Genomic DNA, 17650 nt, shown 5'->3' with positions numbered 1-17650 from the left:
GCGCGCCAGCGTCATCGCGCCGTCGTGACGTAGGCACGCGCCGACGGCGATCCGCAGAGCTCTCGTGCGTAGGAAAAGTAGGCATGCTCCTGCTTGAACATGCGCACAAATCCATCGCCGGGAGCTACCGTGGGCGCTGAATTTCTCCCGCACCAAAACAAAAACACCGTGTTGGAGATGGGGCACACCCGCACAAAAGGACAAAAGGAGACAGGCATGGACTTCGAAGGCATCTATTGTTTTGACACCGCGACAGATAGCGCGCAAAGCGAGATCCGCCGGCTTCGAGACTTGCTTGCGCACGCACAGGCACTGCATGAAGCGCAGCGGGTCGAACATCGAGCCGCGACGGTCGCGCGTGAGGAGGCCATCAAGGAGATCGAGGCGCGGCACACCGCGCGCGAACACCGGTTGTTGGGGGACATTGATCGCGAGCGTCTGGCAACCCGCCAAGCGGCCGCCGAACTCGCCAAGGAACAGAAGCTGCGAGGTCGCAACGAAGAGGAGGGCGCTTTGAAACTGGAGGCTGAGCGCGGTTCACTGCGCGCGGCCGAGAAGGTTGTCTGAGCAGCTTCGCGGCGAGCTTGCTGCAAAATCTGTGGAGTTTTCGCAGTTGCAGGCGGATGCCCGCTTCACTAGACAAGCCTGCGACGACTTTCGAGATCGGTTAGTGGCGGAGGAAAGGGCGCATGAAGTTACGTGCGGCCTGCTCGCCAGTGCGATCACAACGAAATCTAGAACGGGTAAAGCGCGGCGAGATGCATCAGGCCCGTCGACGACTGCCTGAATCGTGGGTCCCATAGCGCGAAGGAGTTTGGCAATGAGTGAAAGGCACAAAGAGACACTCCCAGGAAGCGCACGCCATCGGCAGCCGCCGGACGGCTATGCCAGTTGGCTAGAGTACGCCGTCGACACATTCGACTGTCGGCCCAACATCATGGATGCCCTCCTCGAGGACGGCAGTCCTGACCTGAGGGAATGGATTGAAGGCACCGCCTGGGCCGAGTTAAACGATTTGAGAGTGCGTGCCGGTCTTGCACCGGTTGAGCGACGATCGACGCGCCGGTGAACTCAACCACCACTGAGACTGTTTGGTGGTCGCCGCGCGCGTAAGCTGAGCAATCGGCCCCTCGATTTCAGATCTGACAAGGAGCGTGCTTAGATACCTTTGGGCAGCTGTGGATGCAGCTGAAAAACAAAAGGGCTCCGAATGAAGCCCTTTTAAGGAATGGTCACGAGGGTCCGCTTTCGCGGAGATCAGCTGCCCATTCGGGCCACCTCGCTGAGCTGAGTCTTCACGACGCTTTCGCGCCGCTGCCAGTTCCGCGTTCCACAACCGTAGTTGCTGTGGACGAGATGACATGGGTATCTATTTTAGCGAATTGACCTCTGCAGCTGGAGTCACGGCATTCCGCTCCCGCGCGGGTTCCGCTCGAAATCATCTATCCATTACATCGCAGACCCGTCGGCAGCAAGCGCCATTCATGCCGGCTTGTGAGGGTTTGATGTTGAGCCAGGAGAGAAGGTCGAGGACCTAGCGGTCCTGGTCGAGCGGCTCTCCGACTTGACTACCCGCGTTGGGATGGTCAGCCATCAAGCGGCAATTCGGCGCCTCGCACAGCGGGAAAGGCCGGAGGGCGTAAGCGTTCCGAGTGAAAAAATTCCATTCCCGATGAAAACCGACACCAACGGGTGGTGAGAACCCGTCAGGGCTTTACTTCGCGTTTGTCAAATCAATTGCTTCACCCATCTGTCCACGTTTGCAGCCCAATGGGCAGATAGTTCATTTAACATAATGCACATTGTGTTCTTTTTACGGAACCCTCCATTCTGGGAACCGCGCAAGAAAATGCGCTTAAGACCCCATCGGGCTGACTGACGCCAACGAAGGATCGAAATCCGCTTCCACGCGTCCGATGTCCGGCACGCGCTGATACCGCAGCACGCGATATCCGGCTTCGATCAGCATCGCATCCCGGTCCGGATCGCGCCGGGCCTTGTCTTTCTGGTTCTTGTCGCCGAGCTCGACCACGGCCACGACCTTGAACGAGCGATCGCACACGACGAAGTCCGCGATCCTGCGGCTGAAGGTGCTGCGCGCCGCGCGCGTGCGGGCCGTGAGCAAGGCGCCGAAGCTGACCTGTGGAAGCACCACAAGATCCGGCAGCGTCTGCACGAGGCGGTTGTACATCGCCTGCTCGCGTGCAGTAAGTGGCGCACGGGCCTTGGGCTTGTCGACGAAGTTGCTGGTGCTTTGCTCCGACCTTTTCTTGGCCACGACCAGAAACACCAGCACGCCGACAACCAGCAAAACGACCATGAATAGGAACGTATTCATCTCTGCTTCTCCTTCTCTACAGAGTCTCGCACGAGTGCGCAGGCGCCCTTTTCTTGACGTTTTGCCGGGCCTGCAAAGCGATGGATTCAGCCCTCAACGCCTGGGCGAATTTCCAGATCCTCTGCCTTCGTAGTTCACTCCCTTGGTCTGCTTGATCTCGATCTTCTTCGCGTCGGGACAGGGCTCGTTCGAGTACGTGATCTTGCCGCCCTGCATGCACTTGTAGATCGAGTTCTGGGCCGCTGCATCGAACGCGACCGTCGTCAGGCCGAGTGCGAACGCAACGCCGCCCCATCTCACCATTTGCCGTCCTTCGGCACCGGCTTCGGGCCCGCCTTGGCATTCATTGCCGCCGTGATCAGCTGCGCTGCTTCGGTACGGTTCGCCTTGTTTGCAAAGTCGACCGCAGTCATACCCAACTGATTTTTCATCGCTGTGTCAGCACCTTCGGCCAGCAGCAGTTTCACGGCTTCGCCCGAACCGTACATGGCCGCCATCATCAGCGGCGTGGTGCCGTTGGGCGATTGCGCATCGATGAAGGCGTAGTTGTCGAGCAGTACCTTCATGATCGTCAGTTGGCCGCTGGTGGCCGCGTAATGCAGCGGCGTCCAGCCGGTCTTGTTGACGGCGGCATCGCGTTTGAGCAGTTGGGTGACCAGATCCTGCTGGCCCTTGATGGCGGCCAGCATCAGCGGCGTTTCGTCCTTGGGGTTGGCGATGTCCACGTTGAGCTGCGGCGATTCGAGCAGCGCCTGGATGACCTTCGGCGATGGTTCGCGCAGCGCGATAAGCAAGCCGGTCTGGCCGTTTTCGTCGCGGGTGTTCGGATCGAAACCGCGCTTGAGCAGGCTGCGCACACCGCTGGCGTTGTCGCCGCGCACGGCGCGGAAAAAGTCTTCGAACGAACCTGCATGCGCTGCAAAAGATGCAGCAATGACAAGGAGATAAATAGACTTCTTAAAGTAGTTTTTCATGATGTGACTTCCCTGAACAGCATTTCGAAGTTGTCGCTCGTCGCCTTGGCGATGGCCTCTATGGGCAGGTTTCGCAGTTCGGCGATCTGTTGCGCCACATAGGGCACGTACGACGGATTGTTGGTCTTGCCGCGGTACGGCACGGGCGCCAGATAGGGGCTGTCGGTCTCGATCAGCATGCGGTCGAGCGGCACGAAGGCGGCCACGTCGCGCAGGTCCTGCGCCTTCTTGAAAGTCAGGATGCCCGAGAACGAGATGTAGAACCCCAGGTCGAGCGCCGCGCGCGCCACCTCGGCGGTTTCGGTGAAGCAATGGAACACGCCGCCTGCCGCACCGGCGGAGCCGTTTTCGCCCTCCTCCTTGAGGATCGCAATCGTGTCGGCCGAGGCTTCGCGGGTGTGGATGATGAGCGGCTTGCGGGTCTGCTGCGCCGCGCGAATGTGCACACGGAAGCGGTCGCGCTGCCACTCCATGTCGGCGATGCTGCGGCCGCCCTTGCGCTCTTCCATCTGGTAATAGTCGAGGCCGGTTTCGCCGATGGCCACCACGCGGGGGCGGGCCGAAAGCCGCACCAGGTCTTCGACGCTGGGCTCGGCGATGTCTTCGTTGTCGGGGTGCACGCCCACGCTGGCCCAGAAGTTGTCGTAGCTGGCGGCGAGCGCCTGCACGTCGTCGAATTCCTCGAGCTTGGTGCAGATGCAGAGGGCCCGGTCGACCTTGGCCGCGGCCATGGCGGCGCGGATCTGCGGCATCTGGTCCGCGAACTCAGGGAAGGTCAGGTGGCAATGGGAGTCTGTGAACATCGGAAATGATGGTGAAGTCAGCGCACCTGTCACCTGTGTGAGGTGGCGCCGTACACGGAGTTCCGCGTCACGAGGACGGCGGAAAACTCAAATGGTTTGGGTGGGGCGGTCTGACGCCATCGAGCCGCCAAGGGCTGCCTCGATGCGCGCCTTCAGTTGCCGCGATTTCTCGTCCGAAGGAAAACGGATGCCCACGCCAGGCGCCCGGTTGCCGGCGGCGCGTGCCGGGGTGATCCACGCGACCTTGCCGGCCACCGGATAGCGCTGCGGGTCTTCGGGCAGCGTCAGCAGCACGTAGACGTCGTCGCCCAGCCGGTATTCGCGCGTGGTCGGAATGAAGATGCCGCCCTCGGCAAAGAGCGGGATGTACGCCGCATACAGCGCGCCCTTCTCCTTGATGGCGAGCTGGATGACGCTCGGCCTGGCGGGCGTGGAAGCTGGGGTGGCGGGGGCGACAGGTTGGTTCATGGGCGGCGAGCAGCTGAGTTTAGGGTGCTTCGCGCTTCGCTCACAAGCGCTTCGAGCATGAGACCGGCATTGAACGGATGCTCGGCGGTCCTCGCGGCATTCGCGAGCGATTTCGACCAGCGCGCCAAGGCCAGCCGCGACGGCGCCGCCGGCAGGTCGGCCGCCTCGAAGAAACGTGGCTCGGCACCGTTGCCGACAGCCATCAGGTCGTGGCAGAGCTTCTGCAGCGCGCCGACGGCCTGGGCCGGTGCATGGTCCGACAGCGCACCCACGTCACCGCGCGAAATGGCCTTCGGAAACAGCGACCACGCCTTGAGCGACTGACCGGACCGCGCGAGCCGCAAGGCATCGCTGGGGCGTCCGCCGGCGGCGCGCAACAGGGCGGCCGCATCGGCAGCCGGCACGTCCTGTGCAACGAGCCAGGCTTCGGCCGCGGCCGTTTCGGGCCATGGCAGCGTGAAGCCCAAGCAGCGGCTGCGAATGGTCGGCAGCAACTGCCAGGCGGCCTCGCTGGCCAGCACGAAGCGCACATCGCCGACGGGCTCCTCGAGCGTCTTGAGCAGCGCATTCGCAGTGATGGTGTTCATGCGCTCGGCCGGATACACCAGCACGACCTTGCCGCGCCCGCGCGCGCTGGTGCGCTGGGCAAAGCCGACCGCATCGCGCATCGCCTCGACGCGGATCTCGCGGCTTGCCTTGCGCTTCTTGTCGTCGATGTCGGCCTGCGCTTTTTCGTCGAGCGGCCAGCCCAGTTCCTGCATGGCGACTTCGGGCATCAGCACGCACAGGTCGGCGTGGGTGCGGACCTCGATGGCGTGGCAGCTCGCGCACTGGCCGCAGGCGGTACCGCCCTCTTCCGCCGGCTGCTCGCACAGCCAGGCGGCTGCGAGCGCCAGCGCGAGTTCGTATTGGCCGATGCCCGACGGCCCTTGCAGCAGCCAGGCATGGCCGCGCTGGCGCAGCAATTCCGCGAGCGGCTGGCGTAGCCAGGGCGTGAGGGCCGGCACGGTCATCGAGCAACTCCGCTTTGAGGTGCGAACACGCCGCGCGCCACCAGCGCCGTTTCGATCTGTTGCCAGACCTGGTCGCGCGCCTGGCTGGCGTCGATGCGAACGAAGCGTTGCGCGTCCGCGGCGGCACGGTCTGCGTAGCCTTGGGCCACGCGGCGGAAGAACTCGACCGGCTGCGCCTCGAACTTGTCGGGCACACGGGCGCCCGCCAGGCGTTGTGCCGCGATCTCGGGCGCCAGGTCGAACCACAGCGTGACGTGCGGCTGCAGCAGCCCTTCCGCCCTGCCCCCTTGCGCCCACTGTTCCAGCGTCGACAGCACCGCCGCATCGAAACCACGCCCCGCGCCCTGATAAGCGAAGGTGGCATCGGTGAAACGGTCGCACAGCACGAGGTCGCCGCGCGCGAGCGCCGGTTCGATGACCTGCACGATGTGGTCGCGCCGCGCCGCAAACACCAGCAGCGATTCCGTCAGCGGGTCCATCGGCTGCTCCAGGATCAGCCCGCGCAGCGTTTCCGCCAGCGGCGTGCCGCCGGGCTCGCGCGTGCGCACCACCGTGCGGCCCTGCGCCTTGAAGAGCGCTTCCATCGCATCGAGGTGGCTCGATTTGCCCGCGCCATCGATGCCTTCCAGCGTCAAAAAGAGACCCTTGCTCATTGCGTTGCCTTGGGTTGGGGCGCACCGCCGCCGCGCTGGTAGCGGTTGACCGCGCGGTTGTGGTCGTCGAGCGAGCTGCTGAACTGGCTGGTGCCGTCGCCGCGCGACACGAAATACAGCGATTTGCTCTGCGCCGGCTGCACCGCCGCCAGCAGCGCCGCCTTGCCCGGCATCGCGATCGGCGTGGGCGGCAAGCCACCGCGGGTGTACGTATTCCAGGGCGTGTCGGTCTGCAGGTCCTTCTTGCGCAGGTTGCCATCGAAGGTGGCGCCCAGGCCGTAGATCACCGTCGGGTCGGTCTGCAGCGGCATGCCGATGCGCAGGCGGTTGGTGAAGACGGCGGCGATCTCGGCTCGGTCGTTGGCCTTTCCTGTCTCCTTTTCGACAATGCTGGCCAGAATCAACGCCTCATCGGCCGATTTGAGGGGTAAATCGGCTGCTCGTGCTGCCCAGGCGGCTTCGAGCTTCTTGTCCATGGCGCGCATCGCGCGCTGCAGCAGGGCGACGTCGGTCGAGCCCTTCGAATAGGTATAGGTGTCCGGGAAGAAGCGGCCTTCGGGGTGCACGCCCGGCTTGCCCAGCTTGGCCATCAGCGCCTCGTCGGTCAGGCCCACGCTCTCGGGCTTGAGCTGTTCGGCCTTGCCGAGCGCGGCACGCACCTGGCGCATGTTCCAGCCTTCGACCAGCACGAGGCTGCGCGTGGCTTCCTCGCCGCGCACCAGGATGTTGAGCAGCAGCTTGGGCGTGACGCCACGCTCCAGCTCGTAGCTGCCGGCGCGCATCTGGCGGTCTTGCCCCGAGATGCGGAACCACAGATAGAGCAGTTGCGGCTGCACATCGACGCCGGCATCGGCCACGGCCTGCGCGATGCCGCGCGGCGTGGTGCCGGGCTCGACGGAAAGATCGGCGCTGGGCGCCGACATCTTGAGCGGCTGGTGCACCCACCAGAGTCCGCCGGCGCCGAGCGCTAGCGCAATCAGGGCGGCCAGGAGGAAGAGCGTAAGAAAGAAGCTGCGCACGAATCCGATGGGAGGCGTTGGTCGACCGAGGAAAAGGAGGGAGTCCCTGCCGCACCGAGGGAACAGGCCGACCATGATAATTCAGCGATGACCACTGTCGTTCTCAACGGGGCAGCCACGCTGTCCCCACTCGGTGTGATCCGCGCCGAAGGCCCCGATGCCGCCAGCTTCCTGCACGGACAACTGACCCAGGATTTCTCGCTGCTCGGCGCCACCGAGGCCCGTCTGGCCGCGCTCTGTACCGCCAAGGGCCGCGTGATCGCGAGCTTCATCGGCATCCGGCCGCAGCCCGAGCTGATCCTTCTGGTGTGCAGCCGCGACATCCTCGCCGCGACACTCAAGCGCCTGTCGATGTACGTGTTGCGCGCCAAGGTCAAGCTGACCGACGCCACCGACCAGTTCGCGCTCTACGGCCTGGCCGGCACCGCGCTCACCGCCAACGGCCTCGATGCGGCCACACCGCCCGGCCAGCGCACGGCAGTCGGCGATGGCATCAGCGCCGTCTCCCTGTATCCCGCCGACGGCGTGCCGCGCGCGCTCTGGATCGCCCCCGCCGACCACGCCGCGCCGGCCGGACCGAAGCTCGACCCCGACCTCTGGCAGTGGAGCGAAGTCCGCAGCGGCATCGTGACCGTGACCACGCCCATCATCGAAGCCTTCGTGCCGCAGATGATCAATTACGAATCGGTGGGCGGCGTGAACTTCAAGAAAGGCTGCTACCCGGGCCAGGAGATCGTGGCGCGCAGCCAGTTCCGCGGCACGCTCAAGCGGCGCACCTACCTCATGCAGGCCGACGGGGCCGTGGCGGCAGGTCAGGAAGTGTTCGCGGCCAGTGACGGCGAGCAGCCGGTCGGCACCGTGGCCCAGGCAGCGGCGGCACCCGGCGGCGGTTGGTCGGCGCTGGTCTCGATACAAATCTCGGCGCTCGAAGCCGGTGCTCTGCATGCTGGCGCGGCCAGCGGTCCGGCCCTGTCGGTCGAGCCGCTCCCCTACCCCCTGCTCGAAGACATCTGATCTTTCTTCCCCCAACGCCCCGATCCAAAGGGGCGTTCGGCGCCATCAAAAAGATGGCGCCATTTTTTTGCGTGTCGCTTAACCCCGCCGTCGATGCTGCGCCGTAGAAGCCTGCATCGATCCACTCCTGGCAAGGAAGAGCACCATGAAGCGCAGACTTTTTTCCACCGTCCTGGCCCTGACCGCCCTCACCACGGGCCTCGCGGCCTGCGCCGAAAGCCCGGCCCGGCCGTTCGCGCCGCCTTCCACCTCGAGCCGTATCGGCTCGCTGATGCAGATCGGCATCGTCGACCGCACGACCGGCGCCGAATTGCCGATCTACCGCCACCGCGGCGAATACTGGGTGGCCGGCCGCCCCGGTGCGCGCTACGCCATCCGGGCGCGCAACGCGATGGGCGAACGCATCATGGCGGTGATGTCGGTGGACGGCGTCAACGTCGTCACCGGCGAAACCGCGGGCATCGGGCAGACCGGCTATGTGTTCGGCGCCCGCGAATTCAGCGATATCACCGGCTGGCGCAAGAGCGATTCGCAGATTGCCGCCTTCCAGTTCGCCTCCGCCGACAGCTCCTACGCGAGCCGCACCGGCCGGCCCGACGACGTCGGCGTGATCGGTGTCGCGTTGTTCCGCGAGAACGTGCCGGTGCCGCCCCCGCCGCCGATCGCGCCCTATCCAAGCCGCGACGAGTACAGCTCCCGCGACCGCGAAATGCGCAGTGAGTCGTCTGCCTTGGGCGACGCCCGTTCCAAGTCGGCGCCCGCCGGGGCCGCAGCATCGGCCGAAGCACCCGCCGACAACAGCATGGCGCGCCGCCAGGCACCGGCCCCAAGCCTGGGCACGGCCCATGGCCGCCGCGAAACCTCGTACGTCGGCAAGACGAACTTCGAGCGCGCGCAATCGACGCCCGACGAAGTGGTCCGCATCCGCTACGACAGCCGCGAGAACCTCATCGCCGCGGGCGTGATCCCGGTGCCGCCCCCGCCGCGCTGGCCGCGTCCGGCCGGCCCGTCGCCGTTTCCGGGCTCGGACCCCGGCTATGTGCCGGACCCGCCCGCTCGCTTCTGATCGAATCGAGCGGAGCGGTTCAGCGCAGCGACCGGCGCATCTCGATGTGCGGGATGCCGGCCTCCTCGAACGGCGCGCCGTGCGCTGCGTAGCCCAGCCGCGCATAGAACCGCTCAGCGCTGCGCTGTGCATTGAGCGCCACTTCGCGGTCGCCGCGCGCCCGGGCCGCTTCTTCCAGCGCCTGCATCACGGCCGCGCCATGCCCGCCGCTGCGCAGCGTGCGATGCACCGCCATGCGGCCGATGTGGGAGACGCCATCCTCTGCATGCAGCAGGCGCCCGGTGGCAATGACCTGCCCGATGCGATTGCGGGCCACCGCGTGCAGCACGACGGCGTCGTGTTCATCCCACTCCAGCTCTTTCGGAATGTTCTGTTCCTCGATGAAGACCGCGCGCCGCAGGGCGCTCGCGCCTTCGCCGAGCGCGTCCCAGCCGCCCGTCTCCACGGTGCGCATCGGCTCGCCGGCTTCGAAGCCCAGCAGCACCTCGCGCAATGCGGCAGGCACCGGCCTGGAGGTCTGCGTCGCCGGGTCGGCGAACACATAGACCAGCTCGCAGCCGACCAGGTACTGGTCCTGCCGGAACAGCGCGCCCTCGAACACGATCGACGAATTGCCGATGCGCGCGCACTTCATGCCCACGTCGATCACGTCGTCCATGCGCGCCGAGGCGCGGAAATCGATCGTCGCCTTGCGCACGTACAGGTCGCCGCCGAGCGCGTGCATCGCCTCTTCGTACGGCAGCGCCATCGCGCGCCAGTAGTCGGCGATGGCGGTGTCGAAGTACATCAGGTAGTGCGCGTTGAAGACGATCTTCTGCATGTCCACCTCGGCCCAGCGCACGCGCAGGCGGTGGAAAAAGCGGAAGTCCTCGCGTCGGTTCGCGGTTGTCTCGGTCATGGTGTCAATGCTTCCTTGAGTGCCCGGGCCGCGTCGTTTTGCGCCTGCAGCGCCTCGGGCAGTGCGCGGCCCATCTTGATGAATTCGTGGATCACTCCGCGATAGATCTCCAGGTCGACCGCCACGCCCGCGGCGCGCAGCTTGTCGGCGTAGGCGATGCCTTCGTCCACCACCGGGTCGCATTCGGCGAGGCCGATCCACGCGGGCGCCACGCCGTCGACGTCGTCGGCCAGGAGCGGCGCAAAGCGCCAGTCGTCGCGGTCGGCCGGCGTGCGGACGTACTGCGCAAAGAAGAAATCGATCATCGCCTTCGTCAGCAGCGGGCCGTGCTCGAAGCGCTGGTGCGAGGCCGTGTCCTGGTGGGCTGTCATTCCGGGGTAGATCAGCAATTGCAGCGCGAGCGGCAGGCCCGCATCGCGCGCGAGGATGGCGCATACGGCGGCCAGCGTGCCGCCCGCGCTGTCACCGCCCACCGCCAGGCGCGTGATGTCGATGCCGATGCGCCCGCCCTCGTGCGCGAGGAACGCAAAGGCGTCCCACGCATCGTTCGATGCGGTCGGAAACTTGAACGCGGGCGCCAGCCGGTAGTCCACCGATACCACCGCGCAGCCGCTCTTGTGGCTCAGCACGCGACACAGCGTGTCGTGCGTGCGGATGTTGCCCACCGTGAAGCCGCCGCCGTGAAAGTACATCAGCGCCGGCAGCACGGCCGTCGAGGGCGCATAGAGCCGCGCGGGAATCGCGTAGCCGTCGCGCGCGGGAATGGTGAAGTCCTCGATGCGCGCCAGTTCGGGCTTGGGCACTTCGAGCACGCCGGCGCCCTTTTCATAGGAGGCCTTGGCCTCGGCGGGCGACAGCTGATCGAGCGTTGGGTGGCCTGCGCGCGCCATGCGCTCGACCACGCTGGCCATCTTCGCGGTCAGCGGGTGCTGGGGGAATGTCGTGGGAGGGTTGCCTGTCATGCTCGCTTGTCTGCCTGCTTGCTTGTTTACTTGAATGTCACGACCACAGGCTGCATGCGCGCGAGGCCTTCGTAGGTCACCAGGACGGTCTGCCCCGCCTTGGGCGGCAGCAGCGGAGAGAACGAGCCCAGGCTCACGAGGTCGCCGGGCTTCAGGGCCAGGCCCTCCTTCGCGAGCGCGCCGGCCAGCCACACGACCGCGTTGAGCGGGTGCTCCAGGATGTCGGAGCCCTTGCCGCGCGCGAGCTCCGCGCCTAGCCCGTCCTTCATCACCACCGTCATGTCGCGCAGGCTCTCCAGCAGCCAGGCCTGTCCGCCGGCCGTGGTGGGCACATCGACCGGCAGTCCCTTCACGCCAAGGCGCGCCGCCACGTTGATGGCCGCGAGGCCCGGCCCGTTGAGCCTGGGCGGCGTCTGCACCGCGAGGTCGGGCAGCTCGATGAAGGGAATGACCTGGTCGATGTTCGCCAGCACATCGGCCGGCGTCTTCGCGCTGTTGATGTCGGCGCTCTTCACGCGCACCAGCATGTCGGCCTCGTAGAGCGGCCGCGCGCCGAAGGCTGCATCGACCACCGCGCCGGTGTCGAGCACCATGCCCTGGTAGAGCACGCCCCACACCGGCTGGTCGTAGTTGAAGCGCTTCTGCACCGCCGGGTTCGTGAGGCCGGCCTTGTAGCCGATGACCGCACCGTGCTTGCGCGCCAGCAGCGCGTTGAGCTTGGCGCGCGTGCATGCGGCATCGGCTTCGTCGAGGTTCTCGACATCAGCAGCGGGTGTGCGGGCTTCGCGCGCGGCGGCGAAGTCGGCCACCTGCGCGTCGCTCAGGCAGGCGGCGTGCGCCCCCGCGGACGCTGCGGCCCACAGTGTGCCGAGCGCGACAGCGGCAAGGGTTTTGTTCATGTGCAAGGCTGTCCCCTGTTGTTAGATTCGGATGGTCGGCAATCGTACTTGCCCACGCGCTCAGGCACCTCCTCCCACGTCCTTAGGTCCCCACCTTCCCATGGCACTCATCCAGTACCTCACCCAGATCCAGTTCGAATTCGGCGCGATCCAGCTGCTTTCCAGCGAATGCGCGCGCATCGGCATCAACCGCCCGCTGATCGTGACCGACGCCGGCGTGCGCGCGGCGGGCGTGCTGCAGAAGGCGCTCGACGCCGTCGACGACCTGGAGGTCTCGGTGTTCGACCAGACCCCCTCCAACCCCACCGAAGCCGCGGTGCGCGCGGCTGTCGAGCGCTACCGCAGCGGCCGCTGCGACGGCCTCATCGCCGTGGGCGGCGGCTCGGCCATCGACTGCGCCAAGGGCGTGGCGATCGCCGCCACGCACGAAGGCCCGCTCAAGACCTACGCCACCATCGAAGGCGGCTCGCCGAAGATCACCGAGCGCGCGGTGCCGCTCATCGCGGTGCCCACTACCAGCGGCACCGGCAGCGAAGTGGCGCGCGGCGCGATCGTCATCGTCGACGACCACCGCAAGCTCGGCTTTCACAGCTGGTTCCTGATGCCCAAGGCCGCGATCTGCGACCCCGAGCTCACGCTGGGCCTGCCGCCCAAGCTGACGGCCGCCACCGGCATGGACGCCATTGCGCACTGCATGGAAACCTTCATGTCGGCCGCGTTCAATCCGCCGGCCGACGGCATCGGCCTGGACGGCCTGGAGCGCGCCTGGCTGCACATCGAGCGCGCCACCAAGGACGGCAGCGACCGCGAGGCGCGCCTCAATCTCATGAGCGCCTCGATGCAGGGCGCGATGGCATTCCAGAAGGGCCTGGGCTGCGTGCATTCGCTCAGCCACAGCCTCGGTGGCGTCGATCCGCGCCTGCACCACGGCACGCTCAACGCCCTCTTCCTGCCCGCGGTGATCCACTTCAACGCGGGCGCCGAGTCGGTGCAGAAAGACCAACGCCTCCAGCGCATGGCGCAGGCCATGCACCTCGATTCGGCCGGCGATCTGGGCGATGCGATCCGCGACATGAACGCGCGCCTGGGCCTGCCCAAGGGCCTGGCCGAAGTCGGTGTGACGAGCGCGATGTTCGAGAAGATCATCGACGGCGCGATGGCCGACCACTGCCACAAGACCAATCCGCGGCTGGCTACCCGCGACGACTACAAGGCGATGCTCGAAGCGTCGATGTAGAGGCTCGCGGGGTCTGGCGTCAATGGGGCGCCAGGCACTTCCATGCGCTCAATGCCTGGTCTCCGGGAATTCCGCCCGAGGCATTTCGGGCAAGCGATGGCGCGCCGACCGCGGCGTTGTCATCGTGCACCCATCTGTCGAGGTCGGAAACCGCATTCCAATTCAATTGCAGGGCGCTCAATCCAATTTTCTTGAGCAATGAATTGGTGTTGTAGAACCCGTGGCTGTAATCTTCGACAAAGTAGGCGCGCACGGAATTGCTTATTTCGCTTGCCGTTTCTTTTCTGACCAGCTGGCTGACGAATTCGCCGGCCTGGGTGCAAGGCACCAGGAAATCGGATGTTCCCTGGTAAATGATGATCTTCTTGCCTTTTTTGCCCGCCTTTTTCTGGCTCGCAGCAACATTGAAGAAATTGGCAAGATCACCCGGTTTGACATTCCATACGGGCGCCAGCGCATCCAGCAGCTTGCTGTAGCCGTCGTCATTTGCGCCTGATTCGACGGCGACATCCGCCAGATGCCGGGACGTTGCGCCCAGCGCATCGCTCAATGTCTGGTCTGACACATCCTTGCCGAACAGGCTGGTGAGCATGGCGGCGCTGCTGTTCCAATTGACCACCCAATCATTGACCACCGCCGGCACCTCCAGCGTCCTGAGCAGATTGGTTTCGTCGACAGGAGGAGCACCCGCAATAACGCCGTCGTAGGCATCGGGCCAGTTCGCAATGGCTTTCAGCGCTTGCCTGCCACCAGTGGAAATACCTACGAAATAGGTATCGGTGGGCGACGTTCCGGTCAATTTTTTAACCAGATACAACCCAACATCGAGCGATTTCTTGATCGCGTCCTGCCCGAAATTCTTCACGGCTTCCTGCTTGGGAACATCGCTGAGTTGTTTGCCGGGCCGCACGAATTGCGGATCGAATGCCTTCGACGAATCACCGGCACCTGCGTCGCTGAGAACGACCGCGTAATTCGACAGCGCCGGTCCCTGGAGCGAGGGCGAGAATTGCTGGTTGGCTTGCAGACCCGCCGCCACGACGTCGGCGCTCCAGGCAAATCCACCGCCACCGAGCTGGACGAATTTGCCATTCCATTGCGATGGAATATAGACCTGGTAATTGATATCGGGAACCCGGTAATCGGGCGCTTTGACGGCAGGGTCTATGCCTCCGGGAGATGTGGGCTGGATTGTTCCCTTGATCAGACAATAGGAAGGAAGCGCAAGCCAGACCTGTTCCACCGACGTGATCTTGAATCCTCCGGTTTTGGGTGAAGGAAATTTCGTACCGCGAAGATCATTCAATACGGCATCGCCATAGGCCGAACCATTCAATTGATTGGAGCAGGTCCAGATGAGGGTGCTGGATATATCGTTGGCCGCGTGGGCCGACGAAAGTATACCTCCGCACACAATCGCTGCAAAAAACACTGTCTTGGTCAAGATTTGTCTCCATTGGATTGAATTGAATATTCACAGGTGCCGTCCATTCCTGGGTCGCGGCCTACCTTTCTTCGAAGGCTGTGAAATTCTCAATCGCTTGGCGGCGGACCGCACTATCCCTGCGGCGCCATTCGAATGACCTTCAGTGCACGCGGAAGCGCGTTATTCCCCTTTCCCTCTCCGCTTGGCAGTCTCTGCCGCTGAACTCCTCTGCGCGTCTGTCGCCAGGTCAGCTAGCAGTCAGGTTGCTAAAAATAGATTCCGCTTGCCGATCAATAAATCAATCAATTAAAGATCTGAAATCAAAAGAATTAGTCTATACGCAATGTAATGTGGATTGACTACATGGGCCGACTTTGATTTCGGCAATTCAGCGAATTGAGAAACTAATTTAGGACTGGCGAGGGTTTTCTGAATCCACAGCGCCGAGGGAAGACTGAAAGATCATCGAATTTCGGTGCTTGCACAACGAGCGCCGAAACGGATCGGGTCATGCGGCCATTCGACATCGGATGGCATCGCGTGGCCCGGCTCGAAGGCGAACGGCGGCCACCAGCTTGCCGTTCTTTTTTTGGACCTCTCGGAGATCGCATTCATGCATCGCAGAAGTTTGAGTCGAGCCGTATTCACGGCTTTTGCAGCCGCCGCCCTGGCGGCATGCGGCGGTGGGGGCGACAGCCCCTCGTCATTCGCGCCGGTTTCAAGCGCGCCCACGTCCGGGCCGGCGGCCGAAGCACCTGCGCCGAACGCCGACAGCAATGCGCTCGCCAGCGTGGCGGTGATGGACAAGGTCCTCGACGATCCCAACACCTACAACACGACGCGTACCGGTTCGATCGCGCTGTCGTCGATCAACGAGGACACCTCGCTCAAGCAACACACGATCACGATCGACGGGCAGGCCCTGAACTATGTGGCGCGCGCCGGGCATCTGGTGGCCTACAAAGGTGTCGGCGCCACCAAAAAGGCCGAAGCGGCGATCTTCTACACCTCGTACACGCGCGACGACCTGCCCAAGGAAGACCGTCCCGTGACCTTCCTGTGGAACGGCGGCCCCGGCTCCGCTTCGATCTGGCTGCACATGGGCTCATGGGGCCCGAAGCGGCTGAAGTCGGATGCACCGAACATGCCCAACCCCACCGTGCAGCCCACGAGTTTTCCGTTCGAGGACAACGCGATCTCGCTGCTCGACAAGTCGGACATCGTCTTCGTCGACCCGCCCGGCACGGGGCTTTCGACCGCCATCTCGCCCTTGCGCAATGCGGACCTGTGGGGCACCGACATCGATGCCCAGGTGGTGGCCGACTTCATCGTCGCCTACACCAACAAGTTCAACCGCCAGAGCTCGCCCAAGTACCTGTATGGCGAGTCGTACGGCGGCATCCGCACGCCCATCGTCGCGAACCTGCTCGAGCAGGCCGGCACCAGCGGCTATGTGCCCGACCCGACAGGCAAGCCCGCGAAAGTGCTGGCCGGGTTCATCCTCAATTCGCCGCTGGTCGACTACAACTCCAACTGCGACATGATGGATGAGCAGTCGTCCTGCGAGGGCTACATCCCCTCGTATGCGATGGCGGCGGACTACTTCCAGAAAACCACCAAGCGCGGGAGCAAGACCCAGGACCAGTACCTGGGCGAATTGCGAACCCTCGCGAGGACGACGTTCAAGAACACGCTGACCACGTACTTCGGCCCGAACGACTTCAGCGTTCCCAAGAGCCAGAGCCAGTGGAACACCTTCGCCGCCAGCACGGCCGGCCAGACGGTGCTCAACCAGATGGCGGCCTACACCGGCATTTCGGCGGCGACCTGGAAAAGCAGCTTCAACTACGGTCCCGGCGGCTTCCGCACGGCATTGGTCTCGGGCAATACGCTCGGCCGCTACGACGCGCGGATGAAGGTTCCCAACGGCAACAGCTTTGCGGCGGACGACTACATCAACGTCGCATTCCTGAACCAGATGAAGACCTACTTCCCGGACTTCGTGAACTACAAGAACAAGACGGCCTACCAGCCGCTGAACAACCAGACGATCCAGTACTGGAAATGGCAGCGCGCCGGCAGCAGCGACTTCTACCCGCAGAGCATCACCGACATCCAGGCGGTGCTGACCGCCAACCCGAACAGCAAGATGCTGATCCTGCACGGCTATGAAGACGTGGCGACGCCGGGCTTCCAGACCGAACTCGACCTGGAGAGCGTGAACCTGGGCAGCCGGATCCCGGTCAAATGGTTCGAAGGCGGCCACATGATCTACAACACCGAAGCATCGCGGGCGCCGCTCAAGCAGACGCTCAACGACTACTACGCCCTGCCGGCCCAGGACGCACTGGACAGCGCCAGTGCTTCGGCCGCCCAACTCCAATGAGCGAGAGACCCATGAAAAACACATCTTTCTGGTTGACCGCCAGCGCCATCGCCACCCTCTTCCCGTTGATGGGCATGAGCACCGCCCACGCCTACGACGACATGCCCAAGCCCCCGCCGCCGCCCAAGGGCTGGGTCCACCCGCCGAAGCCGACCGAAAACTCCGTCGTGCAGCACGTCGAGACCCAGACCAGCGAGCGCTTCGCCGCCGCCGCGGGGGGCGACGTCAACGGCATGCTGTCGCAACAGCAGGCCAAGGCGGCAGGCTGGGGTTTCGTGAGCGACCATTTCAGCGAGATCGACCAGTCCGGCAGCGGCTATGTCCGGCTCGACGACGTGCTGCGCTTTCAGTCGCAACGCACACCGCAGCAGGTCATGCGCATGAAGGCTGCGGCAAAGACGAACACCGGGACCGACAGCAAGTAGAACGCTGACCGAGGAAGCCGCGTCGGCCAACAAGCCGGCGCGGCTGGGCGAACGCGCCACGTGCGGCGA

General features: G+C 64.6%; 19 protein-coding genes. 6 read left to right on the top strand and 13 right to left on the bottom strand.

Annotated features, from left to right (window positions below; translation table 11 throughout):
* Window positions 1–216: 216 nt before the first annotated feature.
* The gene (locus tag GNX71_RS16315; protein ID WP_206179266.1) at window positions 217–567 is read left to right on the top strand and encodes a hypothetical protein; all 351 of its coding nucleotides are present in this window, start codon (window positions 217–219) and stop codon (window positions 565–567) included.
* A gap of 1288 nt (window positions 568–1855) precedes the next feature.
* On the opposite strand, the gene GNX71_RS16310 is transcribed toward GNX71_RS16315, so the two are convergent.
* The 8 genes from GNX71_RS16310 to mltG form a co-directional block, all read right to left on the bottom strand.
* On the bottom strand, window positions 1856–2320 hold the full coding sequence (locus GNX71_RS16310; protein WP_241027291.1) for a DUF2726 domain-containing protein: 465 nt from the start codon (window positions 2318–2320) through the stop codon (window positions 1856–1858).
* 111 nt (window positions 2321–2431) lie between these two features.
* The gene (locus GNX71_RS16305) at window positions 2432–2641 is read right to left on the bottom strand and encodes a DUF4124 domain-containing protein (protein WP_206179264.1); all 210 of its coding nucleotides are present in this window, start codon (window positions 2639–2641) and stop codon (window positions 2432–2434) included.
* Complete coding sequence (locus GNX71_RS16300; RefSeq protein ID WP_206179263.1) at window positions 2635–3312, bottom strand: ankyrin repeat domain-containing protein; 678 nt, start codon at window positions 3310–3312, stop codon at window positions 2635–2637. Before GNX71_RS16300 ends, GNX71_RS16305 begins: the two co-directional genes overlap by 7 nt.
* Window positions 3309–4115 carry a TatD family hydrolase gene (locus GNX71_RS16295; RefSeq protein ID WP_206179262.1) on the bottom strand — a complete coding sequence of 269 codons (807 nt, stop codon included), beginning with the start codon at window positions 4113–4115 and terminating at the stop codon, window positions 3309–3311. Before GNX71_RS16295 ends, GNX71_RS16300 begins: the two co-directional genes overlap by 4 nt.
* Before the next feature lie 87 nt (window positions 4116–4202).
* Window positions 4203–4583 (bottom strand): PilZ domain-containing protein, encoded by a 381-nt coding sequence (locus tag GNX71_RS16290; RefSeq protein WP_206179261.1) that lies wholly within the window; start codon window positions 4581–4583, stop codon window positions 4203–4205.
* Window positions 4580–5596, bottom strand: a complete 1017-nt coding sequence (locus GNX71_RS16285) for a DNA polymerase III subunit delta' (RefSeq protein ID WP_206179260.1) — start codon at window positions 5594–5596, stop codon at window positions 4580–4582. Before GNX71_RS16285 ends, GNX71_RS16290 begins: the two co-directional genes overlap by 4 nt.
* A complete protein-coding gene (gene tmk, locus GNX71_RS16280) occupies window positions 5593–6249 on the bottom strand; it encodes a dTMP kinase (protein ID WP_206179259.1) in 657 nt (218 codons plus the stop codon). The genes GNX71_RS16285 and tmk overlap by 4 nt, the downstream gene beginning before the upstream one ends.
* On the bottom strand, window positions 6246–7268 hold the full coding sequence (gene mltG / locus GNX71_RS16275; protein WP_206179258.1) for an endolytic transglycosylase MltG: 1023 nt from the start codon (window positions 7266–7268) through the stop codon (window positions 6246–6248). Before mltG ends, tmk begins: the two co-directional genes overlap by 4 nt.
* Before the next feature lie 87 nt (window positions 7269–7355).
* Between mltG and GNX71_RS16270 the strand changes: the two genes are divergently transcribed.
* Both GNX71_RS16270 and GNX71_RS16265 read left to right on the top strand, forming a co-directional pair.
* Complete coding sequence (locus GNX71_RS16270) at window positions 7356–8282, top strand: folate-binding protein YgfZ (RefSeq protein WP_206179257.1); 927 nt, start codon at window positions 7356–7358, stop codon at window positions 8280–8282.
* A 145-nt stretch (window positions 8283–8427) separates the two neighbouring features.
* On the top strand, window positions 8428–9348 hold the full coding sequence (locus GNX71_RS16265; RefSeq protein ID WP_206179256.1) for a hypothetical protein: 921 nt from the start codon (window positions 8428–8430) through the stop codon (window positions 9346–9348).
* A gap of 19 nt (window positions 9349–9367) precedes the next feature.
* Here the strand turns inward: GNX71_RS16265 and GNX71_RS16260 are convergent, their stop codons facing one another.
* Genes GNX71_RS16260 through GNX71_RS16250 form a run of 3 tightly spaced genes read right to left on the bottom strand, consistent with a single transcriptional unit; the run spans window position 9368 to window position 12107 of the window.
* A complete protein-coding gene (locus GNX71_RS16260; RefSeq protein WP_206179255.1) occupies window positions 9368–10246 on the bottom strand; it encodes a YbgC/FadM family acyl-CoA thioesterase in 879 nt (292 codons plus the stop codon).
* Window positions 10243–11208, bottom strand: a complete 966-nt coding sequence (locus GNX71_RS16255; RefSeq protein ID WP_206179254.1) for an alpha/beta hydrolase — start codon at window positions 11206–11208, stop codon at window positions 10243–10245. Before GNX71_RS16255 ends, GNX71_RS16260 begins: the two co-directional genes overlap by 4 nt.
* Window positions 11209–11234: 26 nt before the next feature.
* Window positions 11235–12107, bottom strand: coding sequence for a fumarylacetoacetate hydrolase (locus GNX71_RS16250; RefSeq protein WP_206179253.1), 873 nt, complete (start codon window positions 12105–12107; stop codon window positions 11235–11237).
* Window positions 12108–12207: 100 nt separating this feature from the next.
* Between GNX71_RS16250 and GNX71_RS16245 the strand changes: the two genes are divergently transcribed.
* The gene (locus GNX71_RS16245) at window positions 12208–13344 is read left to right on the top strand and encodes an iron-containing alcohol dehydrogenase (RefSeq protein WP_206179252.1); all 1137 of its coding nucleotides are present in this window, start codon (window positions 12208–12210) and stop codon (window positions 13342–13344) included.
* Window positions 13345–13363: 19 nt separating this feature from the next.
* On the opposite strand, the gene GNX71_RS16240 is transcribed toward GNX71_RS16245, so the two are convergent.
* Together GNX71_RS16240 and GNX71_RS33525 are read right to left on the bottom strand one after the other, a co-directional pair.
* Window positions 13364–14788 carry a tannase/feruloyl esterase family alpha/beta hydrolase gene (locus GNX71_RS16240; protein WP_206179251.1) on the bottom strand — a complete coding sequence of 475 codons (1425 nt, stop codon included), beginning with the start codon at window positions 14786–14788 and terminating at the stop codon, window positions 13364–13366.
* Between the two features lie 444 nt (window positions 14789–15232).
* The gene (locus GNX71_RS33525; protein WP_241027290.1) at window positions 15233–15577 is read right to left on the bottom strand and encodes a hypothetical protein; all 345 of its coding nucleotides are present in this window, start codon (window positions 15575–15577) and stop codon (window positions 15233–15235) included.
* Between GNX71_RS33525 and GNX71_RS16235 the strand changes: the two genes are divergently transcribed.
* Both GNX71_RS16235 and GNX71_RS16230 read left to right on the top strand, forming a co-directional pair.
* Window positions 15570–17156, top strand: coding sequence for a peptidase (locus GNX71_RS16235; RefSeq protein WP_241027289.1), 1587 nt, complete (start codon window positions 15570–15572; stop codon window positions 17154–17156). The genes GNX71_RS33525 and GNX71_RS16235 overlap by 8 nt on opposite strands.
* 11 nt (window positions 17157–17167) lie before the next feature.
* The gene (locus GNX71_RS16230; RefSeq protein ID WP_206179249.1) at window positions 17168–17581 is read left to right on the top strand and encodes a hypothetical protein; all 414 of its coding nucleotides are present in this window, start codon (window positions 17168–17170) and stop codon (window positions 17579–17581) included.
* Window positions 17582–17650: the final 69 nt, after the last annotated feature.

The organism is Variovorax sp. RKNM96, assembly GCF_017161115.1.
Classification (GTDB): domain Bacteria; phylum Pseudomonadota; class Gammaproteobacteria; order Burkholderiales; family Burkholderiaceae_C; genus Variovorax.
The sequence above is the reverse complement of the archived record's forward strand: the minus strand, read 5'-3'. Positions and strand labels throughout refer to the sequence as shown.

Excerpts from the sequence above, each read along its gene's own strand:
- GNX71_RS16315 (WP_206179266.1), top strand. The coding sequence starts at position 217 with ATGGACTTCGAAGGCATCTATTGTTTTGACACCGCGACAGATAGCGCG.
- GNX71_RS16310 (WP_241027291.1), bottom strand. The coding sequence starts at position 2,320 with ATGGTCGTTTTGCTGGTTGTCGGCGTGCTGGTGTTTCTGGTCGTGGCC.
- GNX71_RS16305 (WP_206179264.1), bottom strand. The coding sequence starts at position 2,641 with ATGGTGAGATGGGGCGGCGTTGCGTTCGCACTCGGCCTGACGACGGTC.
- GNX71_RS16300 (WP_206179263.1), bottom strand. The coding sequence starts at position 3,312 with ATGAAAAACTACTTTAAGAAGTCTATTTATCTCCTTGTCATTGCTGCA.
- GNX71_RS16295 (WP_206179262.1), bottom strand. The coding sequence starts at position 4,115 with ATGTTCACAGACTCCCATTGCCACCTGACCTTCCCTGAGTTCGCGGAC.
- GNX71_RS16290 (WP_206179261.1), bottom strand. The coding sequence starts at position 4,583 with ATGAACCAACCTGTCGCCCCCGCCACCCCAGCTTCCACGCCCGCCAGG.
- GNX71_RS16285 (WP_206179260.1), bottom strand. The coding sequence starts at position 5,596 with ATGACCGTGCCGGCCCTCACGCCCTGGCTACGCCAGCCGCTCGCGGAA.
- tmk (WP_206179259.1), bottom strand. The coding sequence starts at position 6,249 with ATGAGCAAGGGTCTCTTTTTGACGCTGGAAGGCATCGATGGCGCGGGC.
- GNX71_RS16270 (WP_206179257.1), top strand. The coding sequence starts at position 7,356 with ATGACCACTGTCGTTCTCAACGGGGCAGCCACGCTGTCCCCACTCGGT.
- GNX71_RS16265 (WP_206179256.1), top strand. The coding sequence starts at position 8,428 with ATGAAGCGCAGACTTTTTTCCACCGTCCTGGCCCTGACCGCCCTCACC.
- GNX71_RS16260 (WP_206179255.1), bottom strand. The coding sequence starts at position 10,246 with ATGACCGAGACAACCGCGAACCGACGCGAGGACTTCCGCTTTTTCCAC.
- GNX71_RS16255 (WP_206179254.1), bottom strand. The coding sequence starts at position 11,208 with ATGACAGGCAACCCTCCCACGACATTCCCCCAGCACCCGCTGACCGCG.
- GNX71_RS16250 (WP_206179253.1), bottom strand. The coding sequence starts at position 12,107 with ATGAACAAAACCCTTGCCGCTGTCGCGCTCGGCACACTGTGGGCCGCA.
- GNX71_RS16245 (WP_206179252.1), top strand. The coding sequence starts at position 12,208 with ATGGCACTCATCCAGTACCTCACCCAGATCCAGTTCGAATTCGGCGCG.
- GNX71_RS16235 (WP_241027289.1), top strand. The coding sequence starts at position 15,570 with ATGGACAAGGTCCTCGACGATCCCAACACCTACAACACGACGCGTACC.
- GNX71_RS16230 (WP_206179249.1), top strand. The coding sequence starts at position 17,168 with ATGAAAAACACATCTTTCTGGTTGACCGCCAGCGCCATCGCCACCCTC.